The sequence below is a fragment of the Leifsonia lichenia genome (assembly GCF_054780215.1).
In genome coordinates, this window is record NZ_BAAGWT010000009.1 from 371,351 (window position 1) to 392,873 (window position 21,523).

Annotated in this window: 19 protein-coding genes; 11 read left to right on the forward strand and 8 right to left on the reverse strand. The window is 69.8% G+C overall.

Annotated elements, in window-relative coordinates:
- The first annotated feature begins 55 nt into the window (after positions 1–55).
- The 5 genes from ACYVGI_RS16745 (at position 56) to ACYVGI_RS16765 (ending at position 7,691) form a co-directional block, all read left to right on the forward strand.
- Positions 56–1,234 carry an acyl-CoA dehydrogenase family protein gene (locus tag ACYVGI_RS16745; protein WP_460633721.1) on the forward strand — a complete coding sequence of 393 codons (1,179 nt, stop codon included), beginning with the start codon at positions 56–58 and terminating at the stop codon, positions 1,232–1,234.
- Between the two features lie 128 nt (positions 1,235–1,362).
- Positions 1,363–2,325 carry a UDP-glucose 4-epimerase GalE gene (gene galE, locus ACYVGI_RS16750; protein WP_460633722.1) on the forward strand — a complete coding sequence of 321 codons (963 nt, stop codon included), beginning with the start codon at positions 1,363–1,365 and terminating at the stop codon, positions 2,323–2,325.
- 194 nt (positions 2,326–2,519) lie between these two features.
- A complete protein-coding gene (locus ACYVGI_RS16755; RefSeq protein WP_082581223.1) occupies positions 2,520–2,840 on the forward strand; it encodes a WhiB family transcriptional regulator in 321 nt (106 codons plus the stop codon).
- A gap of 152 nt (positions 2,841–2,992) precedes the next feature.
- On the forward strand, positions 2,993–6,268 hold the full coding sequence (locus ACYVGI_RS16760) for a glycosyltransferase family 2 protein (protein WP_460633723.1): 3,276 nt from the start codon (positions 2,993–2,995) through the stop codon (positions 6,266–6,268).
- Entirely contained in the window at positions 6,261–7,691 is a 1,431-nt protein-coding gene (locus ACYVGI_RS16765; RefSeq protein ID WP_460633724.1) for a DUF5719 family protein, read from the forward strand. Before ACYVGI_RS16760 ends, ACYVGI_RS16765 begins: the two co-directional genes overlap by 8 nt.
- Before the next feature lie 33 nt (positions 7,692–7,724).
- Here the strand turns inward: ACYVGI_RS16765 and ACYVGI_RS16770 are convergent, their stop codons facing one another.
- On the reverse strand, positions 7,725–8,168 hold the full coding sequence (locus ACYVGI_RS16770) for a metallopeptidase family protein (RefSeq protein WP_460633725.1): 444 nt from the start codon (positions 8,166–8,168) through the stop codon (positions 7,725–7,727).
- A 42-nt stretch (positions 8,169–8,210) separates the two neighbouring features.
- On the opposite strand from ACYVGI_RS16770, the gene ACYVGI_RS16775 reads away from it, so the two are divergent.
- The 4 genes from ACYVGI_RS16775 (at position 8,211) to ACYVGI_RS16790 (ending at position 11,978) form a co-directional block, all read left to right on the forward strand.
- The gene (locus ACYVGI_RS16775; protein WP_460633726.1) at positions 8,211–8,432 is read left to right on the forward strand and encodes a DUF3499 family protein; all 222 of its coding nucleotides are present in this window, start codon (positions 8,211–8,213) and stop codon (positions 8,430–8,432) included.
- On the forward strand, positions 8,429–9,865 hold the full coding sequence (locus ACYVGI_RS16780; protein WP_460633727.1) for a phosphomannomutase/phosphoglucomutase: 1,437 nt from the start codon (positions 8,429–8,431) through the stop codon (positions 9,863–9,865). Before ACYVGI_RS16775 ends, ACYVGI_RS16780 begins: the two co-directional genes overlap by 4 nt.
- A 71-nt stretch (positions 9,866–9,936) precedes the next feature.
- A complete protein-coding gene (ahcY, locus tag ACYVGI_RS16785) occupies positions 9,937–11,427 on the forward strand; it encodes an adenosylhomocysteinase (protein ID WP_460633728.1) in 1,491 nt (496 codons plus the stop codon).
- A complete protein-coding gene (locus ACYVGI_RS16790) occupies positions 11,427–11,978 on the forward strand; it encodes a GNAT family N-acetyltransferase (protein ID WP_460633729.1) in 552 nt (183 codons plus the stop codon). Before ahcY ends, ACYVGI_RS16790 begins: the two co-directional genes overlap by 1 nt.
- A gap of 82 nt (positions 11,979–12,060) precedes the next feature.
- Here the strand turns inward: ACYVGI_RS16790 and ACYVGI_RS16795 are convergent, their stop codons facing one another.
- Both ACYVGI_RS16795 and ACYVGI_RS16800 read right to left on the reverse strand, forming a co-directional pair.
- The gene (locus ACYVGI_RS16795) at positions 12,061–12,972 is read right to left on the reverse strand and encodes a cyclase family protein (RefSeq protein WP_460633730.1); all 912 of its coding nucleotides are present in this window, start codon (positions 12,970–12,972) and stop codon (positions 12,061–12,063) included.
- 7 nt (positions 12,973–12,979) lie between these two features.
- A complete protein-coding gene (locus ACYVGI_RS16800) occupies positions 12,980–13,831 on the reverse strand; it encodes an RDD family protein (protein WP_460633731.1) in 852 nt (283 codons plus the stop codon).
- Positions 13,832–13,848: 17 nt separating this feature from the next.
- Between ACYVGI_RS16800 and ACYVGI_RS16805 the strand changes: the two genes are divergently transcribed.
- Positions 13,849–14,844: a stage II sporulation protein M gene (locus ACYVGI_RS16805; protein ID WP_460633732.1), complete on the forward strand. Its 996-nt coding sequence runs from the start codon at positions 13,849–13,851 to the stop codon at positions 14,842–14,844.
- A 30-nt stretch (positions 14,845–14,874) separates the two neighbouring features.
- Here the strand turns inward: ACYVGI_RS16805 and ACYVGI_RS16810 are convergent, their stop codons facing one another.
- From ACYVGI_RS16810 to ACYVGI_RS16830, 5 genes are read right to left on the reverse strand one after another with little or no spacing between them, the layout of a single operon-like run.
- Entirely contained in the window at positions 14,875–16,206 is a 1,332-nt protein-coding gene (locus ACYVGI_RS16810) for a DUF58 domain-containing protein (protein ID WP_460633733.1), read from the reverse strand.
- 9 nt (positions 16,207–16,215) lie between these two features.
- Positions 16,216–17,268 carry an AAA family ATPase gene (locus ACYVGI_RS16815; protein ID WP_460633734.1) on the reverse strand — a complete coding sequence of 351 codons (1,053 nt, stop codon included), beginning with the start codon at positions 17,266–17,268 and terminating at the stop codon, positions 16,216–16,218.
- Positions 17,265–18,560, reverse strand: coding sequence for a DUF4350 domain-containing protein (locus tag ACYVGI_RS16820; protein ID WP_460633735.1), 1,296 nt, complete (start codon positions 18,558–18,560; stop codon positions 17,265–17,267). The genes ACYVGI_RS16815 and ACYVGI_RS16820 overlap by 4 nt, the downstream gene beginning before the upstream one ends.
- Positions 18,557–19,240 (reverse strand): DUF4129 domain-containing protein, encoded by a 684-nt coding sequence (locus tag ACYVGI_RS16825; protein ID WP_460633736.1) that lies wholly within the window; start codon positions 19,238–19,240, stop codon positions 18,557–18,559. Before ACYVGI_RS16825 ends, ACYVGI_RS16820 begins: the two co-directional genes overlap by 4 nt.
- Positions 19,237–20,634, reverse strand: coding sequence for a hypothetical protein (locus ACYVGI_RS16830; protein ID WP_460633737.1), 1,398 nt, complete (start codon positions 20,632–20,634; stop codon positions 19,237–19,239). Before ACYVGI_RS16830 ends, ACYVGI_RS16825 begins: the two co-directional genes overlap by 4 nt.
- 201 nt (positions 20,635–20,835) lie before the next feature.
- Between ACYVGI_RS16830 and mtrA the strand changes: the two genes are divergently transcribed.
- A complete protein-coding gene (gene mtrA, locus ACYVGI_RS16835) occupies positions 20,836–21,519 on the forward strand; it encodes an MtrAB system response regulator MtrA (RefSeq protein ID WP_460633738.1) in 684 nt (227 codons plus the stop codon).
- Positions 21,520–21,523 lie beyond the last annotated feature (4 nt).

The window sequence follows — 21,523 nt, forward strand, 5'->3', positions numbered from 1 at the left end:
GCCTGCCTTGTGCCGGCCGACCCGTCATCCCGCCGAACGACGCAATGGAGCCGCAATGTCCTTCGAGACCCTCGCCAGCGATTTCTACGGATACGAGGACCTTCTCAGCACCACGGAGAAGGACTTCCTCGCGAACCTCAGGGTCTACCTCGAAACCGAGGTGAAGCCGATCGTGAACGAGCACTGGGAGCGCGCGGAGTTCCCGCACCAGATCGTCGAGGGTCTGCACAAGACGGGCACGATCGGACTCGGCTTCCCCGAGACGGCTCAGTTCGAGAACTCGGCCGTGTTCCGCGGCTGGGTCGCGCTCGAGCTCGCCAGGGTGGATGCCTCCGTCAGCACCTACGTGGGTGTGCAGAACGGTCTCGCGCTCGGCGCCATCGGCGTCTGCGGCTCCGACGAGCAGAAGGCGGAGTGGCTGCCGAAGCTCGCCAGCGGCGAGGTGCTGGGCGCGTTCGGCCTCACCGAGCCGCTGTCCGGTTCGGACTCCGCGCAGGGTCTCCGCACGGTCGCGACGCGCGACGGGGACAACTGGGTTCTGAACGGTTCGAAGCGCTGGATCGGCAACGCCACATTCAGTGACATCACGATCATCTGGGCGAAGAGCGCTGAAGACGGCCAGGTGAAGGGTTTCATCGTCCCGACTTCGACGCCCGGATACACGGCGACCAAGATCGAGGGCAAGCAGTCGCTCCGCATGGTCCAGAACGCCGACATCACCCTCGAGAACGTGGTCGTGCCTGAGTCGCTGCGGCTGCAGAACGCCAACTCCTTCAAAGACACCGCCGCCGTGCTCCGCCTCACCCGTGCCGAGGTCGCCTGGGCGGCTGTCGGCGTCGCAATCGGCGCATACGAGGCAGCGGTCAAGTACGCCAAGGAGCGCGTACAGTTCGGCAAGCCTCTGGGGGCGCACCAGCTCATCCAGGATCTGCTGGTCAAGTCGCTCGGCAACATCACCGCATCCATCGCCCTCTGCACCCGCGTCTCTGAGATGCTCGACGCCGGGCAGCAGCGCGACGAGCACTCCGCCCTGGCCAAGGCGTTCGCCACCGCGCGGATGCGCGAGACCGTCGCCTGGTGCCGCGAGATCCTCGGCGGGAACGGCATCGTGATCGACTACGACGTCGCCCGCTTCTTCGCCGACGCAGAGGCGCTGTACTCCTACGAGGGCACCCGCGAGATGAACACCCTCATCGTCGGCCGCTCGATCACCGGCCAGGCCGCGTTCGTCTAGCCCCTCGCCATCGAGCCCAGGGTTTTTCACCGTATTCCGTCGTTTTGCGGTGAAGAAGCCTGGGCTCGATTGCTTTTGCCGGGCCGCTAGGCTGGGCCTTCCGCAGTCGAGCGAAAGAGGAGGACCGCGTGGCGTGGTTGGTGACCGGAGGAGCTGGGTACATCGGCTCGCACATCGTGCGGGCGTTCCGTTCGGAGGGCATCGACGTCGTCGTGGTCGACGACCTGTCGAGCGGGCATGAGGAGTTCGTGCCTGCCGAGGTCCCGTTCTACCGGGGGACCATCCTCGACGGCGCGCTCCTCGAGCGGGTGTTCTCCGAGAACAGCGTCTCCGGCGTCGTGCACGTCGCCGGCTTCAAATACGCGGGCGTCTCCGTGCAGCGCCCGCTGCACACCTACGAGCAGAACGTGACGGCCACGGCCGTGCTGCTGGCCGCGATGCAGGAGGCCGGGGTGGATGCGATGGTGTTCTCCTCCTCCGCCGCCGTCTACGGCACTCCGGACACGGACCTCGTCACCGAGGAGACCCCGAAGAGCCCGGAGTCGCCGTACGGCGAGTCGAAGCTGATCGGCGAGTGGCTGCTGCGCGACCAGGGCGTGGCCGCCGGCCTCCGCCACACCAGCCTGCGCTACTTCAACGTCGTCGGCTCCGGCGACCCTTCGCTGCGCGACACCAGCCCGCACAACCTGTTCCCGCTGGTGTTCGATGCGCTGGTCGACGGCCGCACTCCGCGCATCAACGGCACCGACTACCCGACGCCGGACGGCACCTGCGTGCGCGACTACATCCACGTCGCCGATCTGGCGGTCTCGCACGTCGCCGCGGCGAAGCGACTGGATGCGGGAGCGAGTATCGAGCCCGTCTACAACCTGGGCAGCGGCGACGGCGTCTCCGTCGGCGAGATCATGGCGACCGTCGCGAGCGTGACCGGCATCGGCTTCACCCCAGAAGTGGGGCCGCGGCGCGCCGGAGATCCTGCGAGGATCGTCGCATCCGGTGAACTCGCCGCCCGGGATCTGGACTGGACGATGCGCCACACCCTGGACGAGATGGTTCGGAGCGCCTGGGAGGCGCGTCAGGCAGCCTCCTGACGGGTCCCGCAGCCGCAAAACGGGGGTAGAACGGCCCGGCGTGTCGGGATTGTTGCCGACCGTCGGCGCGTCGCGAAGTCTCGACCTGGACTTAAGGCTTTACGATTTGCGACTTGACTCAGGCGAATGACAACGGTGTAATTATTCCAACACGTTGTCTTGCGTGCTTAGCAGTTAATGGGTGGGAGTCCGATATGACAGTTCCTGAATATCGCTCTGGAGTACCCGACGACTGGTTCATCGATCCGGTCAAACTGGGGGTTCCGGGTGTCCGGCCGAATGTCGACGACGACAATCCGCTCGCCTGGCAGTCCGACTCGCTGTGCGCACAGACCGACCCGGAAGCCTTCTTCCCGGAAAAGGGCGGGTCGACCCGCGACGCCAAGCGGATCTGCACCTCGTGCGAGGTGCGCACGCAGTGCCTCGAATACGCGCTCGCCAACGACGAGCGTTTCGGCATCTGGGGCGGCCTCTCCGAGCGCGAGCGTCGCAAGCTCCGCAAGCGCGCGAGCTGACGTCGTTCCACCCCTGCTCTGACACCGTTCTGACCCTTTCTTCTGCCCGCGATCAGTTCGAACTCACCCGACTCCCAGGGCCGATCGTGAATTCGCGCCGCGCCCGATCTGGCTCCACGGATCGACGCGGCGCCAACCTAGGCTGACTCCCGATGTATCCGAGAGTCACTGCCATCGTCGTCGCCCAGAGTGGCGGTCCCCACCTTCAGCGCACTCTCGACGCCATCGCGGCCCAGACGAGACAGCCGGACGCCGTGATCGCCGTCGACTGTGCGTCGACCGACGACGCCGCGAAGCTGCTCGCCGACTTCCGCCCGACCCAGTTGCTCTCCGTGCAGGAGAAGCTCCCGTTCGGCGCCGCCGTCGCCACCGGCGTGCGCGTCACGGCTCCTCCGTCGTCCGACCACGAGTGGCTGTGGCTGCTCGCCCAGGACACCGCACCGGAGCCAGGCGCGCTCGAGGCGCTTCTCGGCGCCGTCGAAGTCTCTCCGTCCGTCGCCGTCGCCGGTCCCAAACTGGTCGACTGGGACGACGCTTCGTTCATCCGCGAGTTCGGTGTGGCGATGACGCCACTCGGCGCAGCGGTGCCCCTCGTCGAGAACGAGATGGACCAGGCTCAGCACGACGGCCTCAGCGACGTGCTCGGCGTCTCGTCGGCCGGGATGATCGTGCGCCAGACGGTGTGGGATGCGCTCGGCGGGTTCGATCCCGGCCTCCCGACCGCCGACGACGGCCTCGACTTCTGCACCAGAGTGCGCCTCGCCGGATACCGGGTCTCGCTCGTGGCGCAGGCCAGGGTGGCGATCGCCGGCGACGGAGTCGCAGGCCCCAACCTCTCGCGCAAGTGGACGGTGCGCCGCCGCCTCACCAAGGAGCGTCGCGCGGCGCAGCTCCATCGCCGGATGGTCTACGCGCCGGCGGCCGCCGTCCCGTTCCACTGGCTCAGCCTCGTGCCGCTCGCGATCCTCCGCTCCATCGGACGCATCCTGCGCAAGGAGCCCGGCTCGGTCGGCGGCGAACTCGCGGCCGCGTTCCGCGTCGCGTTCTCCGGAATGAAGGTGGGCAGCGCGCGTCGCACGCTCGCCACGAACAAGACGGTCGGCTGGGCCGCCGTCGCGCCCCTGCGCATCCCGTTCGACGAGGTGCGTCGTGCGCGCGCGCTCAAGCGCGAGGCGGCTCTGGTCGGCCAGCAGGGCGAGCGCCAAGAGCTCGACTTCTTCGGAACGGGCGGCGGCTGGACGGTCCTCGCCGCGCTCGTCGTCGGCGTCGCGCTCTTCTTCCCGCTGTTCGGCAGCAGCGCACTGACCGGGGGAGGGCTGCTTCCGCTGACCTCGTCTGTCGGGCAGCTCTGGGCGAACCTCGGCTACGGCTGGCGGGATGTCGGCCTCGGCTTCACCGGCGCAGCCGACCCGTTCTCCGCCGTGCTGGCGGTGCTCGGCACGCTGACGTTCTGGCAGCCGTCGGTCGCGATGGTCGGGCTGTACTTCCTCGCGATCCCGCTCGCCGCCCTCGGCGCCTGGCTCGCCGCCGCACGTCTCACCGCGAAGACGACGCTGCGGGTCTTCGCCGGTCTCGCATACGCGCTCGCTCCCACGCTGCTCGTCGCGCTCCAGGGCGGCCGACCGGCCGCAGTGCTCGCGCACGTCCTGCTTCCGTGGCTGTTCTTCGCCGGTCTCGCCGCGCGCCGCTCCTGGGCGGCCAGCGCGGTCACCGCTCTGCTCGCTGCAGCGACGGCGGCGTGCGCGCCCGTGCTGATCCCGGCGCTGCTGGTGGCCTGGATCGCGGCCATCGCGTTCAGCGGCCGTCGCGCGGCGCGCATCGCGTTCATCCCACTGCCCGCGGTCGTGCTGTTCGCGCCGCTGGTGTGGCAGCAGGCCAGCCGCGGCGCCTGGCTGTCGATCTTCGCCGACCCCGGTGTGACACTGGATGCGCGTCAGACGCCGGCCTGGCAGCTCGCCCTCGGCTTCCCAGACGGCACGCTCGGCGGCTGGCACGCCCTCGGGTCCGTGCTCGGCTTCCCGATCGCGGAAGCCGCGCCGAACATCATCGTCCCCATCCTGCTCGCCCCGCTCGGCGTGCTCGCCATCCTCGCCCTGTTCCTGAAGGGGTCGAGCAGGGCGATCGTCGCGCTGGTCGTCGCGCTGGTCGGCTTCCTCACCGCCGTCACGGCCCTGCACGTGCAGGTCTCCGTCGCCGGCTCGACCGTCGTTCCGATCTGGCCGGGAACCGCGGTCAGCCTCTACTGGCTCGGCCTGATCGGCGCGGCTGTGCTCGCGCTGTCCGCGATCGGTCGCGCCGCCGTGTATCCCGCCTGGGTTGCGATCCTCACTCTCGCGATCGCGGCGGTGCCATCGGCCATCGCCCTGCACGACGGGCAGTCACAGGTCGTCGCGAGCGACGGGCGCACGATGCCAGCGGTCGTCACGGCCAAGGCTGCGACCCAGCCGCGCACGGGAACCCTGAGAATCACGCCGCAGCCGGACGGCGGCATCGCGGCCGAGCTCGTCCGCGGAGCAGGCCAGACCCTGGATGTGCAGACCACGCTGAGCTCGACGGAGCGCACGCTCAGCTCCGGCCAGAAGGAACTGGCGACGCTCGCGGGCAACCTGTCGTCGCAGAGCGGCTATGACGGGTCGGCCACGATGAAGCGCCTCGGCATCGACTTCGTGCTGCTCGCGCCGGCAGCGAAGGGACTCGACGCGACGTCGGGCGAGCCTGCGTCGGTCAGCGAGCCGGCGAAGGTGAGCGGGACGCGCGCATCCACCGCTCTGGATGCGAACCCGTTGCTCGCGCCGGTCGGAGCGACGGTGAGCGGCCAGCTCTGGGCGTTCGACCGCGGCACGTCCGCTGAGCCGAAGGCCGCGCTCGTCCCCGCGGACGCCGGGGGCGTCTGGCGGCTGATCGTGCTGCTGGTGCAGGGAATCGTGATCGGCATCACCCTGCTGATGGCCATCCCGACCACGCGCTCGGCCGACCGCGTCGCCGAGCTGAACGCGCGCCGCCCGAAGCGCCGCCACGGCGACGAGGACGACGGCGTCGTGACGCCGGACGACGAGCCGGAGGCGCCGAAGGACGGCGAGGAGGCCGTCGCGGACGAGACGCTGTCCGAGTACGAGGCTGAGCCGGACGACGAGGCCGCCGTTGAGTCGGCGGAGGAGGCGGAGCCGGAGCACGATGCGCAGCCAGAGCCCGGCCCCCAGCCCGAACCTGAGGCGGAGTCGGAACCAGAGGCGAAGCCGGAACCAGAGGCGGAGCCGGAACCGGTACCCGAGCCGGAGCCAGTGCCCGAGCCCGAGCCAGACCCGACGCCCGCAGCCACCGACGACGAGCTCGTCACGACGCCCACCACCCCCACCACGCTCGAGGAAGGCCTCGAGGAGACGATCATCCGCCCGCGTCGCGGAACGGAAGGAGGCGACCGTGGCTGACAAGCGAGGAATCGCCAGGGTGAGCATCCGGGTCGTCAGCGGAGTCATCGGCCTGGGCGTCGCCGGCATCGCCATCGCGGGCGCATCCCTGCTGCCGCTTCCGTCGTTCCAGATCTCCGCGCCCGTCTCAACGGTGAAGCCCGTACCCGCGGACCAGCAGCGCGTCTGCCCCGGCCCGCTGCTGGCTCTCGCGGCCGATGCGGGAGCGGCGACCACCGCATCCCCGTTCGGCGCGGCCAGCTCCACTTACGGCGCGGACAGCGGGAGCATCGAGACCAGGTCGCTGAAGGCCGACTCCGACGGCGGAAGCCGCTCCGAGGCTCCGCAGACCCTCACCGTCACCACGCCGCAGGGCGCGAGCACGCCGCCGCTCCTCGCGGGAGCCCAGTCCCAGAACGCCGCAGCAGACGACCTCGCCGGTCTCGCGGCGTCCGCGTGCGGCGAGGCGAGCGCCGACAGTTGGCTCGTCGCCGGTTCGACGTCGCTCGGGCAGACCAGCCTGGTCATGCTCTCCAACCCGACATCTGTGCAGGCGACCGTGAACCTCACGATCTTCGCTGAGACCGGCCCCGTGGATGCACCGGGAGCCGCGGGCATCGTCGTCCCCGCCGGGGCGCAGAAGGTGATCCCGCTCGCCGGTCTCGCACCCTCGGTCGCCGCGCCCGTCGTGCACGTGCAGAGCACGGGCGGACAGGTGCTCGCCTCGCTGCAGCAGAGCTTCGAGCAGGGCATCGACCCGCGCGGCGTCGAACTGTCCGGCGCGACGGGGTCGCCCTCACGCGTCCAGGTGATCTCCGGAATGACCATCGCGAACCTCACGACCATCGAGGGCACGCAGTCCGGCGAGGGCTACGGCACCGACCTCCCCGCCGTGCGCGTCTTCGTGCCGGGCGATCAGGATGCGGACATCACGGTGGGCGCCGTCGGCGAGAACGGCACCGCTGTCGGCAACTCGTACGCGCAGACGGTGAAGGCGGGCGTGGTCGCCGAGATCCCGCTCGACCACCTGAAAGACGGCAACTACACCGTGACCGTGCGCTCCTCCGTGCCCGTGGTCGCCGCGGCGCGCACGTCGGTGGCGGGGGCAAAGTCGCAGGACTTCACCTGCTTCGCATCGTCGCAGCCGATGGGAGACACCTTCCTCGCCGCCGTGCCGGCCGCTCCGACCCCGATGATGCACTTCGCCAATCCGGGCGCTACAGACCAGAAGATCACCATCGAGGGTCGAACGGGCACACCGGCCACGCTGACCATTCCCGCCGAGGGCGCTGCGAACGTCAAGGTGGGAGCGGGGATGTACACCGTCACGGGCGGTGACGGCCTCTACGTGAGCGTCAGCTTCGCCGCGGACGGTCTCGCCAGCTCGTTCGCGCTCAACCCGCCTGGCCCGCTGGCTGCGCCGATCGAGGTCTACCCGCGCTAGCACGGCTCGCGGGAGTGCTCTCGCACGCGGCCGTCAGAAGTGCCGGTAGCGATCCGGCGCCAGATCCCAGGGGTCCTTCCCCAGCAGCTCGGCGACCGCCCGGAACACGCATCCCTCCACGTACATCCTGCGGTGCAGGTCGTCGTTGCGGTGCAGCTTCGTGAGGCGCTGGATGGGGACGCGGTAGAGGACGATGCGGCGCTGGGCGTGGTCGACGTGCCACCGGTCGACGCCGTCGCTTCCCGTGTTGCCGATCGGGGTCGCCGCCACCTCGAAGTGCACATCGGCCAGTTCGTTCGGCCAGACGCCTTTGAGGTAGTCCGCGGTGGATGCGACGGTCATGTCGAAGAAGTCGATGCGGTTGTTGAGCATCGGCAGGTGCGGGCCTGTCACCGGTCCCCGCGCTCCTCGCCCGTGCCTGCTGCGCCACCGTGAGGTGGCAGGCGGCTGGCTGCTTGAGCGGCGGTTGCGGGGCATGTCGCCATCCTACGACGCCCCGGCTCGGGTATTCTGAGCCCGATGTTGAGCCGACCATGTTCCCGCGTGGCGTGTCCACGCGATGCCGTGGCCACCCTCACATACGTGTACGCCGACTCGATGGCCGTGCTCGGGCCGCTGAGCCTGAGCCACGAGCCGCACTCCTACGATCTGTGCGCCATCCACGCCGAGCGACTGTCCGCGCCGCAGGGCTGGCAGGTTGTGCGGCACGAGGTGTTCGGTGAAGTAGGTTATGGGGCGTGACCAGCAACAGTGACGTCCCCAGGAAGTCCGCCCTCGACGCCGTCGTCAAGGCCTACGACATCCGTGGTCTTGTCGGCAAGGATCTGACGGAAGAGGTCGTCACCGCCATCGCGGCCGGTTTCGTCGACGAGGTCGGCGCGGCAGGCAAAGACGTCATCGTCGGTCACGACATGCGCGACTCCTCTCCGGCGTTCGCCGCGGCGTTCGCCCGCGGCGCGCAGGCCAGGGGCGCGAACGTGGTGTCGATCGGCCTGTGCTCCACGGACGAGTCGTACTACGCATCCGGTGCCCTGGCTGCCGATGCGGCCATGTTCACCGCCAGTCACAACCCCGCCACATACAACGGCATCAAGCTCTCCCGCGCCGGAGCGCAGGGTCTCAGCATGAACACCGGGCTCGCAGGCGTGCGGGACCGCGCCGCCGTGTACCTGCACGACGGCGTCGACCCGGTCGAGGAGCCGGGCGGCTTCCGCGAGCAGGACGTCATCGCCGACTACGCCGCGTACCTGCGTTCCCTGGTCGACCTGTCCGGCATCCGGCCGATCACCGTGGTGGTGGACGCCGGCAACGGCATGGGCGGGCTGACCGTCCCAGCGGTGCTCGGCGAGGCAGCGGGTCTTCCCGCGCTTCCGCTCACGATCATCCCGATGTACTTCGAGCTGGACGGCTCCTTCCCCAACCACGAGGCCAACCCGCTCGACCCGAAGAACCTGGTCGACCTGCAGCGCGCGGTGGTCGAGCACGGCGCCGACCTCGGGCTCGCCTTCGACGGCGACGCCGACCGCTGCTTCGTCGTGGACGAGAACGGCGACGCTGTCACCCCGTCCGCCGTCGCGGCGATCGTCGCGCTGCGCGAGATCGCACGGGCGCGCCGAGAGGACCCGGATGCCGACATCACGGTCATCCACAACCTGATCACGTCCAACATCGTCCCCGAGACCATCGAGGCGGCTGGCGCGACCCCGCTCCGCACGCGCGTCGGCCACACCCTGATCAAGGACGCGATGCGCGAGTCCGGCGCGATCTTCGGCGGCGAGCACTCTGCGCACTACTACTTCCGCGACTTCTGGAGCGCGGACAACGGGATGCTCGCCGCCATGCACCTGCTCGCCGAGTTCGGCGCCCAGGACGAGCCGCTTTCCGCGCTGTCCGCCCGGTTCACTCCGTATCCGATGTCCGGTGAGATCAACTCGACCGTCGACGACATCCCCGCCGCGTTCACGCGCATCGTGGAGGAGTTCACCGGTCGCGCGGAGTTCGACGAGTTCGACGGCCTGACCGTCACCGGCTTCGTCGGGGGAGACGAGCCGTTCTGGTGGTTCTCCGTCCGCCCGTCGAACACCGAACCTCTGCTGCGGCTCAACGTCGAGGCGGCGGACCTCCCGACGATGGAGCGCATCCGCGACGAGGTGCTGGCGCTCATCCGCGCCTGACGGCACGCCGCCAGGGGCACGCGCACGTCACACGGCTGTGCGAGTCGGGCACTGGATGCGACAATGGGGCAATGGCCACAACCACCGTCGCTGAATCCACCTCCACTCTTCCGTTCAAGGTCGCCGACCTCTCCCTCGCGGAGGCAGGGCGCCACCAGATCCGTCTGGCAGAGAACGAAATGCCCGGTCTCATGTCGCTCCGCGAGGAGTTCGGGGCATCGAAGCCCCTTGCCGGCGCCCGCATCGCCGGTTCGCTGCACATGACCGTGCAGACCGCCGTACTGATCGAGACGCTCGTCGCGCTCGGCGCACAGGTGCGCTGGGCGAGCTGCAACATCTTCTCCACCCAGGACGATGCGGCCGCCGCCATCGCGGTCGGCCCGAACGGCACGGTGGATGCACCGGCCGGGGTCCCCGTGTTCGCCTGGAAGGGCGAGACGCTGGAGGAGTACTGGTGGTGCACCCAGCAGATCTTCGACTGGACGGCGGAGGCAGAGAAGCAGGGTGTGGACTGGATCGGCCCCAACCTCATCCTCGACGACGGCGGAGACGCGACGCTCCTGGTGCACAAGGGCCGCGAGTTCGAGCTCGCCGGCGCGGTTCCCGACGACGCGGCAGGCGACAGCCACGAGTACCGGGTGATCCTGGCAGCTCTCCGCGCATCCATCGCAGAGTCGGCCGACCGCTGGACGCGGGTGGCCGCGGACATCCTCGGCGTGACGGAGGAGACCACCACCGGTGTCCACCGCCTCTACGAGCTCGCCCGCGACGGCCAGCTCCTCTTCCCGGCCATCAACGTCAACGACTCGGTGACCAAGAGCAAGTTCGACAACAAGTACGGCATCCGCCACTCCCTGCCAGACGGCCTCAACCGCGCCACCGACGTGCTCATCGGCGGCAAGGTCGCGTTCGTGGCCGGCTACGGCGATGTCGGCAAGGGCGCGGCGGAAGCGCTCCGTGGCCAGGGCGCCCGCGTGATCGTCAGCGAGGTCGACCCGATCAACGCGCTGCAGGCGGCGATGGACGGCTACCAGGTGGCCCGCATCGAGTCTGTCGTCGACCAGGTCGACATCTTCATCTCCGGCACGGGCAACCTGAACGTGATCACCCTCGACCACATCCTGGCCATGAAGCACCAGGCCATCGTCGCCAACGTCGGCCACTTCGACAACGAGATCGACATGGCCGGCCTCGAAGCGCTGGAAGGCGCAGAGAAGGTCGAGATCAAGCCGCAGGTGCACGAGTGGCGCCTGCCGAGCGGGCGCAGCGTGCTGGTGCTCTCCGAGGGCCGCCTGATGAACCTCGGGAACGCCACCGGCCACCCGAGCTTCGTGATGAGCAACTCGTTCACCAACCAGGTGCTCGCGCAGCTCGAGCTGTACGTCTCGACCGAGAACTACCCGATCGGCGTGTACGTGCTGCCGAAGCACCTCGACGAGAAGGTCGCCCGACTCCACCTGGATGCGCTCGGCGTCGAGCTGACCACGCTCACCCCGGAGCAGGCCGCGTACATCGGCGTGAGCGTCGACGGCCCGTACAAGGTCGACCACTACCGCTACTGATGCCACTCACCTTCACCGACCGCGAGCTGCCGGGCGGCCTCATCCTGCGCGTGCGCAGGCCTGAGGACGCCCCGGCGCTCGCGGCAGCATACGTCGCCAACCGCGGACACCTTGCGCCGTGGGAACCCACCCGCACGGAAGAGTTCTTCACGCCGGAGGGCCAGCTCAAGCGCACCACGGAGCTTCTCGCGCTGTACGAGGCCAACACGGCCGTGCCGCTGCTCATCCTGGACGGGGACGCCGTCGCCGGCGGATTCGACCTGAGCAGTGTCGTGCGCGGAGCGTTCGAGAGCGCGATGATCGGCTACTGGCTCGATCGCGCGCACACCAAGCAGGGGCTCGCGTCCGCGGCGCTCGCCGTCATCGTCGAGGCGGCGCGCGACGACTTCGGCCTGCACCGCATCCAGGCGGCGACGCTGCTGCACAACCAGGCCTCCCAGTCGGTGCTGACCCGCTCGGGGTTCGAGCGCATCGGCGTCGCGCCCAACTACCTCAAGATCGCCGGTCGCTGGCAGGACCACGTGCTGTTCCAGCGCATCCTGCACGACTGACGCCTATCGACTGACGCCCATCGAGTGGTCCCGAATTGCCGTGTGCGCCAGGCGCGCGCGGCAATTCGGGACCACTCGTTGCTTAGACCTCGGCGTATGCGCGCACGGGGAAGGTGCCGAACGCCTCGATGGCGGGCGGTGCGGCGGTGAAACGTGCGCCGCGGGCGGGGACGGACCCGAGGTTCGTCAGGTGCTCCACCACGTGGATGCCGGCGGCCAGCAGCAGCGTGTGCGCCGGTCGCTCCCCGCCGGACTCGGTGTCGTCGATGTTGAGCGAGTCGATGCCGACCAGGGCCACTCCCGCATCCACCAGGTGCCGTGCGCCTGCCTCGGTAAGGAACGGCGCTCCCGTCGCGTACTCGGGCAGGCCGAAGTGCGCATCCCAGCCGGTGTGCAGCAGCACGGCCGCCCCCGCCAGCTCGCGGTCGTGGAACACGGCGGCGGGGATGCCCCGAGCGCCGAGGTCGGTGAGGTGGAAGACCTCCGCGGGGAGCCCGACCAGGGTCGAGAGGTCGAGGGAGGCGAGGTCGCCGCCGTCCGCGTAGCGGTGGAACGGGCTGTCGAGATACGTGCCGGTGTTGCCGATCATCGTGATGATGTCCATGGCGAACTGCGTCCCGGGCGCATACTTCGCCACCGAGTCCTCGCGGGTCAGGTGCGGCGTGATGGTCGGCGCGGGCAGCCCAGGGTATGTGACGAGCCCGGCCCGGATGCGGTGGCTCAGGTCGACGATGCGCGGTCTGTCCGGCACGGGCACGCGAGCCTGCTCCGGGCTGATCCCTCTGCTGCCCCTGTGCTGCTCCTCCACGATGCGGAGACCGTCGAGCTTCACCTCGCCGACCAGCGCGAGACCGAGGTGCCGCACGAACAGCTCGGCGATCTGCTCTTCCGACAGGGCGGCGTCCGGCAGGTCGAGCCTGAACCCGTTCGTCTGCAGGCTTCCTCCGTTGACGAACGTCACGGTGGCGTCGAAGTGCGCGCGGTACTCGGTCACTGGTCTCCTAGCGGTCGGGGAAGGCGTGGGGGAGTCCGTCGAGCACCGGCTCGAGGCGCTGCAGACGTTCCTCTTCGATGGCGAGCCCAGCGGCGTCGCGCTGACGGCGGAGCAGCGCGACGGCCACGAGGAAGGTCTCGGCGTCCGCGGGAGGCAGCGGGGAGACATACGCCGACGCCTCCGCCGCGAGCTCGGCGCTGAGACCGGCGCGCGCGGCCTGCGTGAGCTGCGGCGCCTGGCGCACGAACTGGGCGATGCGACGCGACAGCCTGTCCGGGAGCTTCGCGACGTCGGCGGTCTGCGCCCAGCCGGTCAGGTGAGGTGCGAGGTAGAGGGGGAGCGGTGTCGCCTTCGGTGCGCGCTCGTACTGGCTGTACGTGCCGGCCAGGAGGTCGCCGAGGCGCTTCGAGCGGGCGTTGAGGAGCCCTGTGAGGGCTGCGACGCCGCCGATGGTCATGAATATCTCCAGCACGCCGACGAGCGCCCGGATGAACGCGTGCCGGAAACCGATCGCGCCGCCGTCGTCGCGGACGATCCGTGCGCCGACGGCGAGCTTGCCGAGCGACTTGCCCCTGGTGGCCAGTTCGACCGTGGTGGGGAGCACGACCATCCCGAACACCAGGATGAGGATGAGGAGCGCCCTCCCCGCCGCCGCATCCAGCCCGCTTCCGGTGGCGATGAGCAGCAGGATGCAGCCGAGCATCACCAGCATGTACACCAGCCAGTCGATGGCGGTGCCTGCGGCGCGCAGGATGTAGCTGGCCGGTTTGACGTCGAGAGCGACGGCCTCGCCCGTGACGAGTTCGCGCTCGCCCCGGGATGGGGGTGGCGCTGAAACTGTCTGGCCGGGTGCCGTCATGGCTATCATTCAAGCAGATGGATCTCGACGCATACACGGCAGCGCGCAGCGCGGACTGGGACAGACTCGCCCAGCTCGCCAAACGACGCCGCCTCGACGGCAGAGAAGCCGACGAGCTCATCGACCTCTACCAGTCCGGCGCATCCGATCTGTCGGCGATCAAGACCATCGCGGGGTCGACGGCCACCGGCGACAGGCTCTCCCTCGCGCTCGCCACCGCGCGCCTCCGGTTCACCGGAGCCGGAGCGAACGTGTTCTCGATGCTGCCCCGGTTCTTCGTGTACCAGCTCCCTGCAGCGCTGTACCGCATCCGGTGGGTGGTGCTCGCTGTCGCGGTCGCCACGGTCGTGGTGGCGACGCTCTACGCGATCTGGATCACCGGCAACCCCGAGGTGCTCCGCAACTTCGGCACCGATGCGCAGTTGCGCCAGTACGTCGACCACTCGTTCATCGACTACTACTCGAACAACCCTGCCGCGTCGTTCTCCGGCCAGGTCTGGACGAACAACGCCTGGATCGCGGCGCAGTGCATCGCGTTCGGCATCACCGGCGTCTACGTGCCGTTCGTGCTGCTGCAGAACGCCATCGGCGTCGGCACGGCGGCCGGAGTGATGTTCGCATACGGGCGCGGTGACGTGATGTTCTCCTACATCCTCCCGCACGGGATGCTCGAACTCACCAGCGTCTTCGTCGCGGCTGCGGCGGGCCTCCGGATCTTCTGGGCCTGGATCGCACCGGGCGCCCGCACCCGCGCCCAGGCGCTCGCCGAGGACGGCCGCGCACTGTTCACCGTGGCGGTGGGATGCGCGATCTCCCTGTTCGTCTCCGGCCTGATCGAAGGTTTCGTGACCCCGTCCGCGCTCCCGGTCTGGGCGAAGATCGCGATCGGCGCTCTCGCGCTCGCCGCGTTCCTCGCATACATGCTGGTGCTCGGCCGTCGCGCGGTGCGGCTCGGCGAGACCGGCGACCTGACGGAGTACGAGTCCGGCTCGCGCCGGGTCGTGGCGGGCTGACGCGCCGGCCGTCCGGCCACAGCCGTCCCGCTACAGCCGTCCGGCCGCCTTCAGCGCCAGGTAAACGTCGCTCAGCGCGGGTGGCAGGTCTTCGGGCGATCCGGTCACCACATCCGCCCCCAGCCGCTGGATACCGGCCGTCACCCGGCTCACATCCAGCAACGAGCGTTCCGCCGCAGCAGCGCGGTACACCTCGTCGCGGTTCCGTCGCTGACCTGCTGCCTCGAGGGTCTCAGGGTCGGTCACAGACGCCACCACCACGATGTGCTTCTTGGTGAGCTGCGGCAGCACGGACAGCAGCCCGCGGGATGCGCCGGGCGACTCCACGGAGGTCAGCAGCACGACGAGCGAGCGCTGGCTCGTGATCGCGGACACCTGTGCGGGTACCGCCGACCAGTCCATCTCGATCAGCGCAGGCTCGATGCCTGCCATCGCGTCCACCATCTTGGACAGCAGCTCCGGACCCGTCGCGCCCTGCACCCGTCCGCGCACGGTGCGGTCGTAGGCGAGCATGTCGACCCTGTCGCCCGCTCTCGTCGCCAGCGCGGCGAGCAGCAGGGAGGCCTCGAACGCCGTGTCGATGCGCGGTTCGTCGCCGATCCGCGCGGCAGAGGTGCGCGCCGTGTCGATGACGATGACCACGCGCCTGTCCCGCTCCGGCCGCCAGGTGCGCACCATCACGCGGGCGCCGCGGCCGCTGTTCGGGTCGTGGCGGCGTGCGGTGGCGCGCCAGTCGATGGAGCGCACGTCGTCGCCGCGCACGTACTCCCGCAGCGAGTCGAACTCTGTGCCCTGCCCGCGCAGCATCACGCTGGTGGTCCCGTCGAGCTCGCGCAGCCGCGCCAGCCGGGACGGCAGGTGCTTACGAGACGTGAACGGCGGCAGCACCCGGATTCGCCCAGGCGCTTCGAGCGTCGCCTGCCTGGCCACCAGGTGCAGCGGCCCCCACGACCGGATGCTCACCTGGGCCACTCGGCGCTCTCCCCGTCGCCACGGTGTCAGTGTCGCCGTGATGCGCCTGCGCTCGCCCGCAGGGATGGAGACGCGCGTGCGCGACCGGTCGATGCCCGCGGACGGCTCCCACGCATCCCGCACCATGCCTCGGATCGCCCTGCGGCCCGTGTTCGTCACGAGAAGTTCGCTGGTCGCCTCCGTGCCGAGGCGAACCCTTGCGGGCAGCGTGCGCTCCAGCGCGACACGGCGAGGCGACCCGGCGAACGCGAGGTCGAGCACGCCGAGGAGCACGCAGAGCAGCACCCAGGCGCCGAGCGCGAGGTACGACGCCGCCTCTGCCCCGCCGAACAGCACGATAGGGATCGCCCCGAGCGCGAGCAGGGCGACGAAACGTCCGGATACGGTCACGCCGGCGCCCTAGATCGGAACCTGGACCTGCTGCACGATCGAGCGCAGGATGGCATCCACGCCGACGCCCTCCAGCTCGGCCTCCGGCCGCAACTGCACCCTGTGCCGCCAGACGGGCAGCAGCATCGCCTGCACGTGGTCGGGGGTGATCGAGTCGTAGCCGGAGAGCCACGCCCACGCTTTGGCGGCGGCGAGCAGCGCTGTCGTGCCGCGCGGGCTCACGCCGAGCTTGACGGACGGGCTCATGCGGGTGGCGCGGGCCAGGTCGACGATGTAGGCGAGAACGTCGCCGGTCGCACCGACGGACGCCGCTGCCGCCCGCGCCGCGTGCAGCTCGGCTGCGCTGAGCGCAGGGCTCACGCCGGCCGCTGCGAGATCGCGCGGGTTGAACCCGGCCGCGTGGCGGCGCAGCACCTCCACCTCGGTGTCGCGCGGGGGCACATCCAGGGTCAGTTTGAGCAGGAAGCGGTCGAGTTGCGCCTCCGGCAGGGAGTATGTGCCCTCGTACTCGATCGGGTTCTGCGTCGCCGCCACGATGAACGGGTCGGGAAGCTGGCGGCTGACGCCGTCGACGCTGACCTGGCGCTCCTCCATCGCCTCCAGCAGAGCGGACTGCGTCTTCGGGGGCGTTCTGTTGATCTCGTCGGCGAGCAGGATGTTCGTGAAGACCGGTCCCTCGCGGAACTCGAAGCCGCCGGTGCGGCCGTCGTAGACCAGCGAGCCCGTCACGTCGCCTGGCATCAGGTCGGGCGTGAACTGGATGCGCTTGGTGTCCAGGCTGAGAGCCTCGCTCAGCGAACGCACCAGGAGGGTCTTCGCCACACCGGGCACGCCTTCGAGCAGCACGTGCCCGCGGGCGAGCAGCGCGATGATCAGGCCCGTGACGGCGCCGTCCTGGCCGACGACCGCCTTGCCGACCTCGGTGCGCACGCGCGCGAGGGCGTGACGCAGGGCGGCGGAGTCTGCCGCCGTCGCGTGCTGCGGTGCTGGCGGCGGCGTTGCCTCCGCGGGGTTCTGGCTGTGGATGGGGGCTCCGCTCGATCCGGTCGTGACGTCGGTCATGCATCCATTCTTCCGGTCGGCCCCGACGCTGCGGGGGTGACTGCTGCGGCGGTGGCTCGTTCGAGCTCCGCCAGGTCGTCTGACAGTGCGAGCAGGTCGGCGTCCGTGCGCGGCACTGCGTCGATCAGGGTTCTGTGCACGACTGCTCTGTCGCGTCCGACGGCCGCCGCGACGGCGTCCGCGATTTCGATGGTGGTCGCTGAATGCGGGAGGCCTGTGAAGGCGGCCAGGCGTCCGACAGCGCCGATGCGGAGGGCGTCTGCGGCGCGCAGGCGGGCGGACGAACGCTGGTACAGCCGCGCACGGCCCTCACGCGTCTCGCCGGCGCGGACGACGACGGGCAGGTTCTCGACCACCAGCGGGCCGAAGCGCCGCCCCCGCCAGAACGCCGCTGCGATGAAGACGAGCACGAGCAGGATCACGACCGGCGTCACCCAGCCGGGTGTGAGCGCACCGATGTCGGCGGGCCCGGTGACCGGCCGGTCGTCGACGCTCGGCAGATACCAGACGAGCGTGCGGTGCTGGCCGAGCACGCTGAGCGCGAGCGCCGCGTTGCCCGCCCGGTCGATCCCGTCGTTCATCAGGATGCTCGCCGAGCCGATCAGGTCGATCGTTCGGCCGTCCGAGATCGTGGTCACGAACGAGTACCTGTCGGTTCCCGTTCGGAAGCAGCCGAGCGCCTCGCCCCCGTCGATGCGGAACGAACCGGCGACGCTGACGCCCTTCGTGGTGTCGGTGGGCGTGGGGTCGATGGTCTCCGCCCGGACGGCTGCGGGCACGGCGCAGTCTGCGGCGATCGGGTTCGCTGCCGAGACGGACCCAGCCGCCGTCACGCGGGGCGCGAGCCTGCGCAGCGCATCGAAGTCCGGCTCGACGACCACGATCGTGCTCGCGACCGAGGTGAGCCGGTCGTAGCCGCTCGAATCGAGGTTGCCAGCAGGGTCGAAGACGAGAACGGTCGTGTCGTCTGTGGCGGCGTCCTGCACCTGGCTCAGGGTGTTCGCGGTGTGCACGGCGACTCCCTGCCCGCTGAGCACCTGGGCCACCGCTTTCGCGCCGACGGGGCCAGCGTTCGCGGCATCCATCGGCACGCCGACGCGCGCCTCGCCTCCCGTGAGCAGAACCCCCAGAAGGGCGACGAAAACCGCGATCGCCGCCAGAACGATCCACGGGATGCTCCTCCTCCCGACTTGACGGAGGTCGGGAGAGACGGCGGCGGCCTCGGACGGGCCGTTCGCCGCCACGGTGCCGTGCTCGCGCTCGAGCGTCTGCGCGGTGCCCTGCGCGGTCATCGGACGGCCTCGGGCTGCGTCAGGGACGGCAGCCGCACATCCTGCAGGCTCTGGTCGAGCGCGACGAGCTGCTGGTACTGCGCCTGGGTCCCCTGGCGCTCCAAGTAGCGGACATCGTCGAACGCGCGGGCGGCTGCAAGCAGCCGCTCTCTCTCGGACGGCACGACGCTCGCCGCGCGACGGGCGAACTCATTCGCGGTCGTTCCAGGGCTCACCGTCACGATGGTGCGCTCGTCGAGACCCTGCGCCACAGCGCGGAACTGCTCCTCGATCGCCTGCACCCAGTCGCCGGCTGTGGCGGCGGACGCAGCGGAGCGCCGGAGCTGCGCGGCCGTGCGCGTGTCGTCGTCGCCGAACAGGGAGCGGCGGCCGTCCGTCGTCCTCCGGTTGATGCGCGGCCGGCCGAAGATGAAGAACGCCGCGACGATCAGCCCGGCGATCACCAGCACGACAGCGAGCAGCAGCACGGGGCCCGCGTCACCGCCAGGGCCCTGGAACAGCGACGCGATCCAGTCCTGGACGGCCTTGGACGCGAGGTCGAACCACGTCGGCTTCGCCGTCTGGTACTCGGGCTTGGCGAGCTCGTCGCCGATCCACTGGCGCGCGTCTGGCGAGCTCGGGTCGACAGGGATGTCCGCGCGCACCCCGCCGATGAACGCGCTGAGAAGGCCGCCCGTCATGCGCCAGGCGGGGGAGGGGGCCAGGAACTGGGAGGGGGGTACGACCCAGGGGCGGGCGGATAGTTCGCGGCGGGAGGAACGAAGACCGGGCCTGCGAGGTAGGGGTCCTGCGCATCCTGACCGGTCTGACGCGCCTCCACGAAACGCACGAGCTGCAGGTCGAGGCCCTCCTTGCGCATCCGGAGGTCGATGTAGATGAGTGCGATGACGGACGTCTGAACCACGCCCATGATCGCGCCGACGATCGCGCCGACGACGCTCGCCAGCAGATTGACGCCAAGCTGGCCGGTCAGCACCTGGCTGAAGCTTTCCGAGTCGGGAGACGACAGGGACGTCGGGGCGAAGATGCCGCCCACGATGCCGCCGAGGATGCCGAACGGGATGGAGATGATCTGCGCCACCGCGTAGACGATGACGGCGATCAGCGCGATCGTGCCGAAGGTCTTCCAGAAGTAGCCGGTGGTGAGTCCCCACGAGCGGGCCATCGCGCGGCGGATCGGAAGCCGTTCGAGCACGATGGCGCTCGGCACGAGCACGAGTTTGGTGTTCAGCCAGATGGCGAGGACGACCAGGCTGAGGAACCCGAAGATGATCACGAGCACGCCGCCCACCACACCGGCCGGTCCGAGGGCGAACAGCACGGCGGCCACGACGGCGACCAGTGCGGCGGCGACGATCCACGCCAGGGCGATCAGGAACGTCCAGCCGATCAGGGCGCCGACGCGTCCGCGCACGAGCTGCCAGATGCCGCGGAAGGTCAGCTTCTCCCCGACCGTTCCGCGGGCGACCTCGCCGACGATGACGCCCTGCAGGAGCGCGTTGGAGATGCCGTCGATCACGGCGGAGAGCAGGCCGAGCACGATCGTGCCGCCGGCCGCCCCCGCCATGAGGGCGCTGCGATCGTCGGAGGTCGCGTTGATCGCCCTGTCCATCAGCAGGTAGATGCCGAAGAAGATGAGCACGCTCGCGATGATCGACGGGATGCCCCGCAACAGAAGCGCCGCGCCGACCGTGATCTTGGGGTTGCGCCGAAGTGTCTGGAACGGCGCTCCGATAAGCGTGCCGAAGCCGAGCGGTCGCAGCGGGATGAGGCCGGGCTTCGGCGGGGGAGTCCAGCCGGGCTGCTGCTGGTATCCCTGGCCGGGCTGGCCGTACGCGAAACCGGGAGACGGGTAGCCCTGGCCCGGCTGCTGCTGGCCGTAACCCGGCTGCTGCTGGCCGTAGCCCGGCTGCTGGCCGTAGCCCGGCTGCTGCTGGCCGTTGCCCGGCTGCTGCTGGCCGTTGCCCGGCGCATACTCGCCGTAGCGCGGCGCCGGCGGCACAGGCGCCTGTTCGTGACCGGCTCCAGCGTCTGCCTGAGACCCCGGTGCCTGCCAGTTCTGCTCGTCGGTCACGCGGTGCCCTCTTTCCCGTGCGTCTTCCGCACCCCATGCTGGCACATCCGCGCCACGAGCACTGCCCCACCCACAGGGCACGTTCGGCTGTCTTTCACGGGTGGCGCAGGAGTCTCCACTACGCTTGCACAGAGACTTCAGCGGTCATCGGGGCCTCAGTGGTAACCGGCCGCCCGAGAATGGTTGTGGGAAACTTCGGACATGAACAGTCGCATCCTGGTGGTCGACGACGACACCGCCCTCGCCGAGATGATCGGCATCGTGCTGCGCACCGAGGGATTCGACCCCGTCTTCTGCGAGGACGGCGCGCTCGCCGTCGACATCTTCCGCTCCTCGAAGCCCGACCTCGTTCTCCTCGACCTCATGCTGCCAGGACTGGACGGCATCGAGGTGTGCAGCCGCATCAGGGCGGAGTCGGGAACGCCGGTCATCATGCTCACCGCCAAGTCGGACACCGCGGATGTGGTCAAGGGACTCGAATCGGGCGCCGACGACTACATGGTCAAGCCGTTCAACCCGAAAGAGCTCGTCGCGCGGATCAAGACCAGGCTGCGCCCCGCATCCACTGTCCCCGCCGCCGAACAGCTCCGCATCGGCGACCTCGTCGTCGATGTCGCAGGCCACGAGGTCAAGCGCGGCGACACCCGCATCAACCTCACCCCGCTCGAGTTCGACCTGCTGCTCGCGCTCGCCTCGAAGCCGCAGCAGGTGTTCACCAGGGAGATGCTGCTGGAACAGGTCTGGGGTTACCACTACAAGGCAGACACACGTCTCGTGAACGTGCACGTGCAGCGCCTGCGCGCGAAGGTCGAGCAGGACCCGGACAACCCCAAGATCGTGATGACCGTGCGCGGGGTCGGCTACCGCGCCGGCGCCGTCACGTAGCACG

Coding starts and splice junctions, on each gene's coding strand:
- ACYVGI_RS16825 (WP_460633736.1), bottom strand. CDS start 19,240: ATGACGGGCGGCCTTCTCAGCGCGTTCATCGGCGGGGTGCGCGCGGAC.
- ACYVGI_RS16800 (WP_460633731.1), bottom strand. CDS start 13,831: ATGACGGCACCCGGCCAGACAGTTTCAGCGCCACCCCCATCCCGGGGC.
- ACYVGI_RS16775 (WP_460633726.1), top strand. CDS start 8,211: ATGTTGAGCCGACCATGTTCCCGCGTGGCGTGTCCACGCGATGCCGTG.
- ACYVGI_RS16760 (WP_460633723.1), top strand. CDS start 2,993: ATGTATCCGAGAGTCACTGCCATCGTCGTCGCCCAGAGTGGCGGTCCC.
- ACYVGI_RS16755 (WP_082581223.1), top strand. CDS start 2,520: ATGACAGTTCCTGAATATCGCTCTGGAGTACCCGACGACTGGTTCATC.
- ACYVGI_RS16820 (WP_460633735.1), bottom strand. CDS start 18,560: ATGACCGCGCAGGGCACCGCGCAGACGCTCGAGCGCGAGCACGGCACC.
- ACYVGI_RS16790 (WP_460633729.1), top strand. CDS start 11,427: ATGCCACTCACCTTCACCGACCGCGAGCTGCCGGGCGGCCTCATCCTG.
- ACYVGI_RS16745 (WP_460633721.1), top strand. CDS start 56: ATGTCCTTCGAGACCCTCGCCAGCGATTTCTACGGATACGAGGACCTT.
- ACYVGI_RS16805 (WP_460633732.1), top strand. CDS start 13,849: ATGGATCTCGACGCATACACGGCAGCGCGCAGCGCGGACTGGGACAGA.
- ahcY (WP_460633728.1), top strand. CDS start 9,937: ATGGCCACAACCACCGTCGCTGAATCCACCTCCACTCTTCCGTTCAAG.
- ACYVGI_RS16815 (WP_460633734.1), bottom strand. CDS start 17,268: ATGACCGACGTCACGACCGGATCGAGCGGAGCCCCCATCCACAGCCAG.
- ACYVGI_RS16770 (WP_460633725.1), bottom strand. CDS start 8,168: ATGCCCCGCAACCGCCGCTCAAGCAGCCAGCCGCCTGCCACCTCACGG.
- mtrA (WP_460633738.1), top strand. CDS start 20,836: ATGAACAGTCGCATCCTGGTGGTCGACGACGACACCGCCCTCGCCGAG.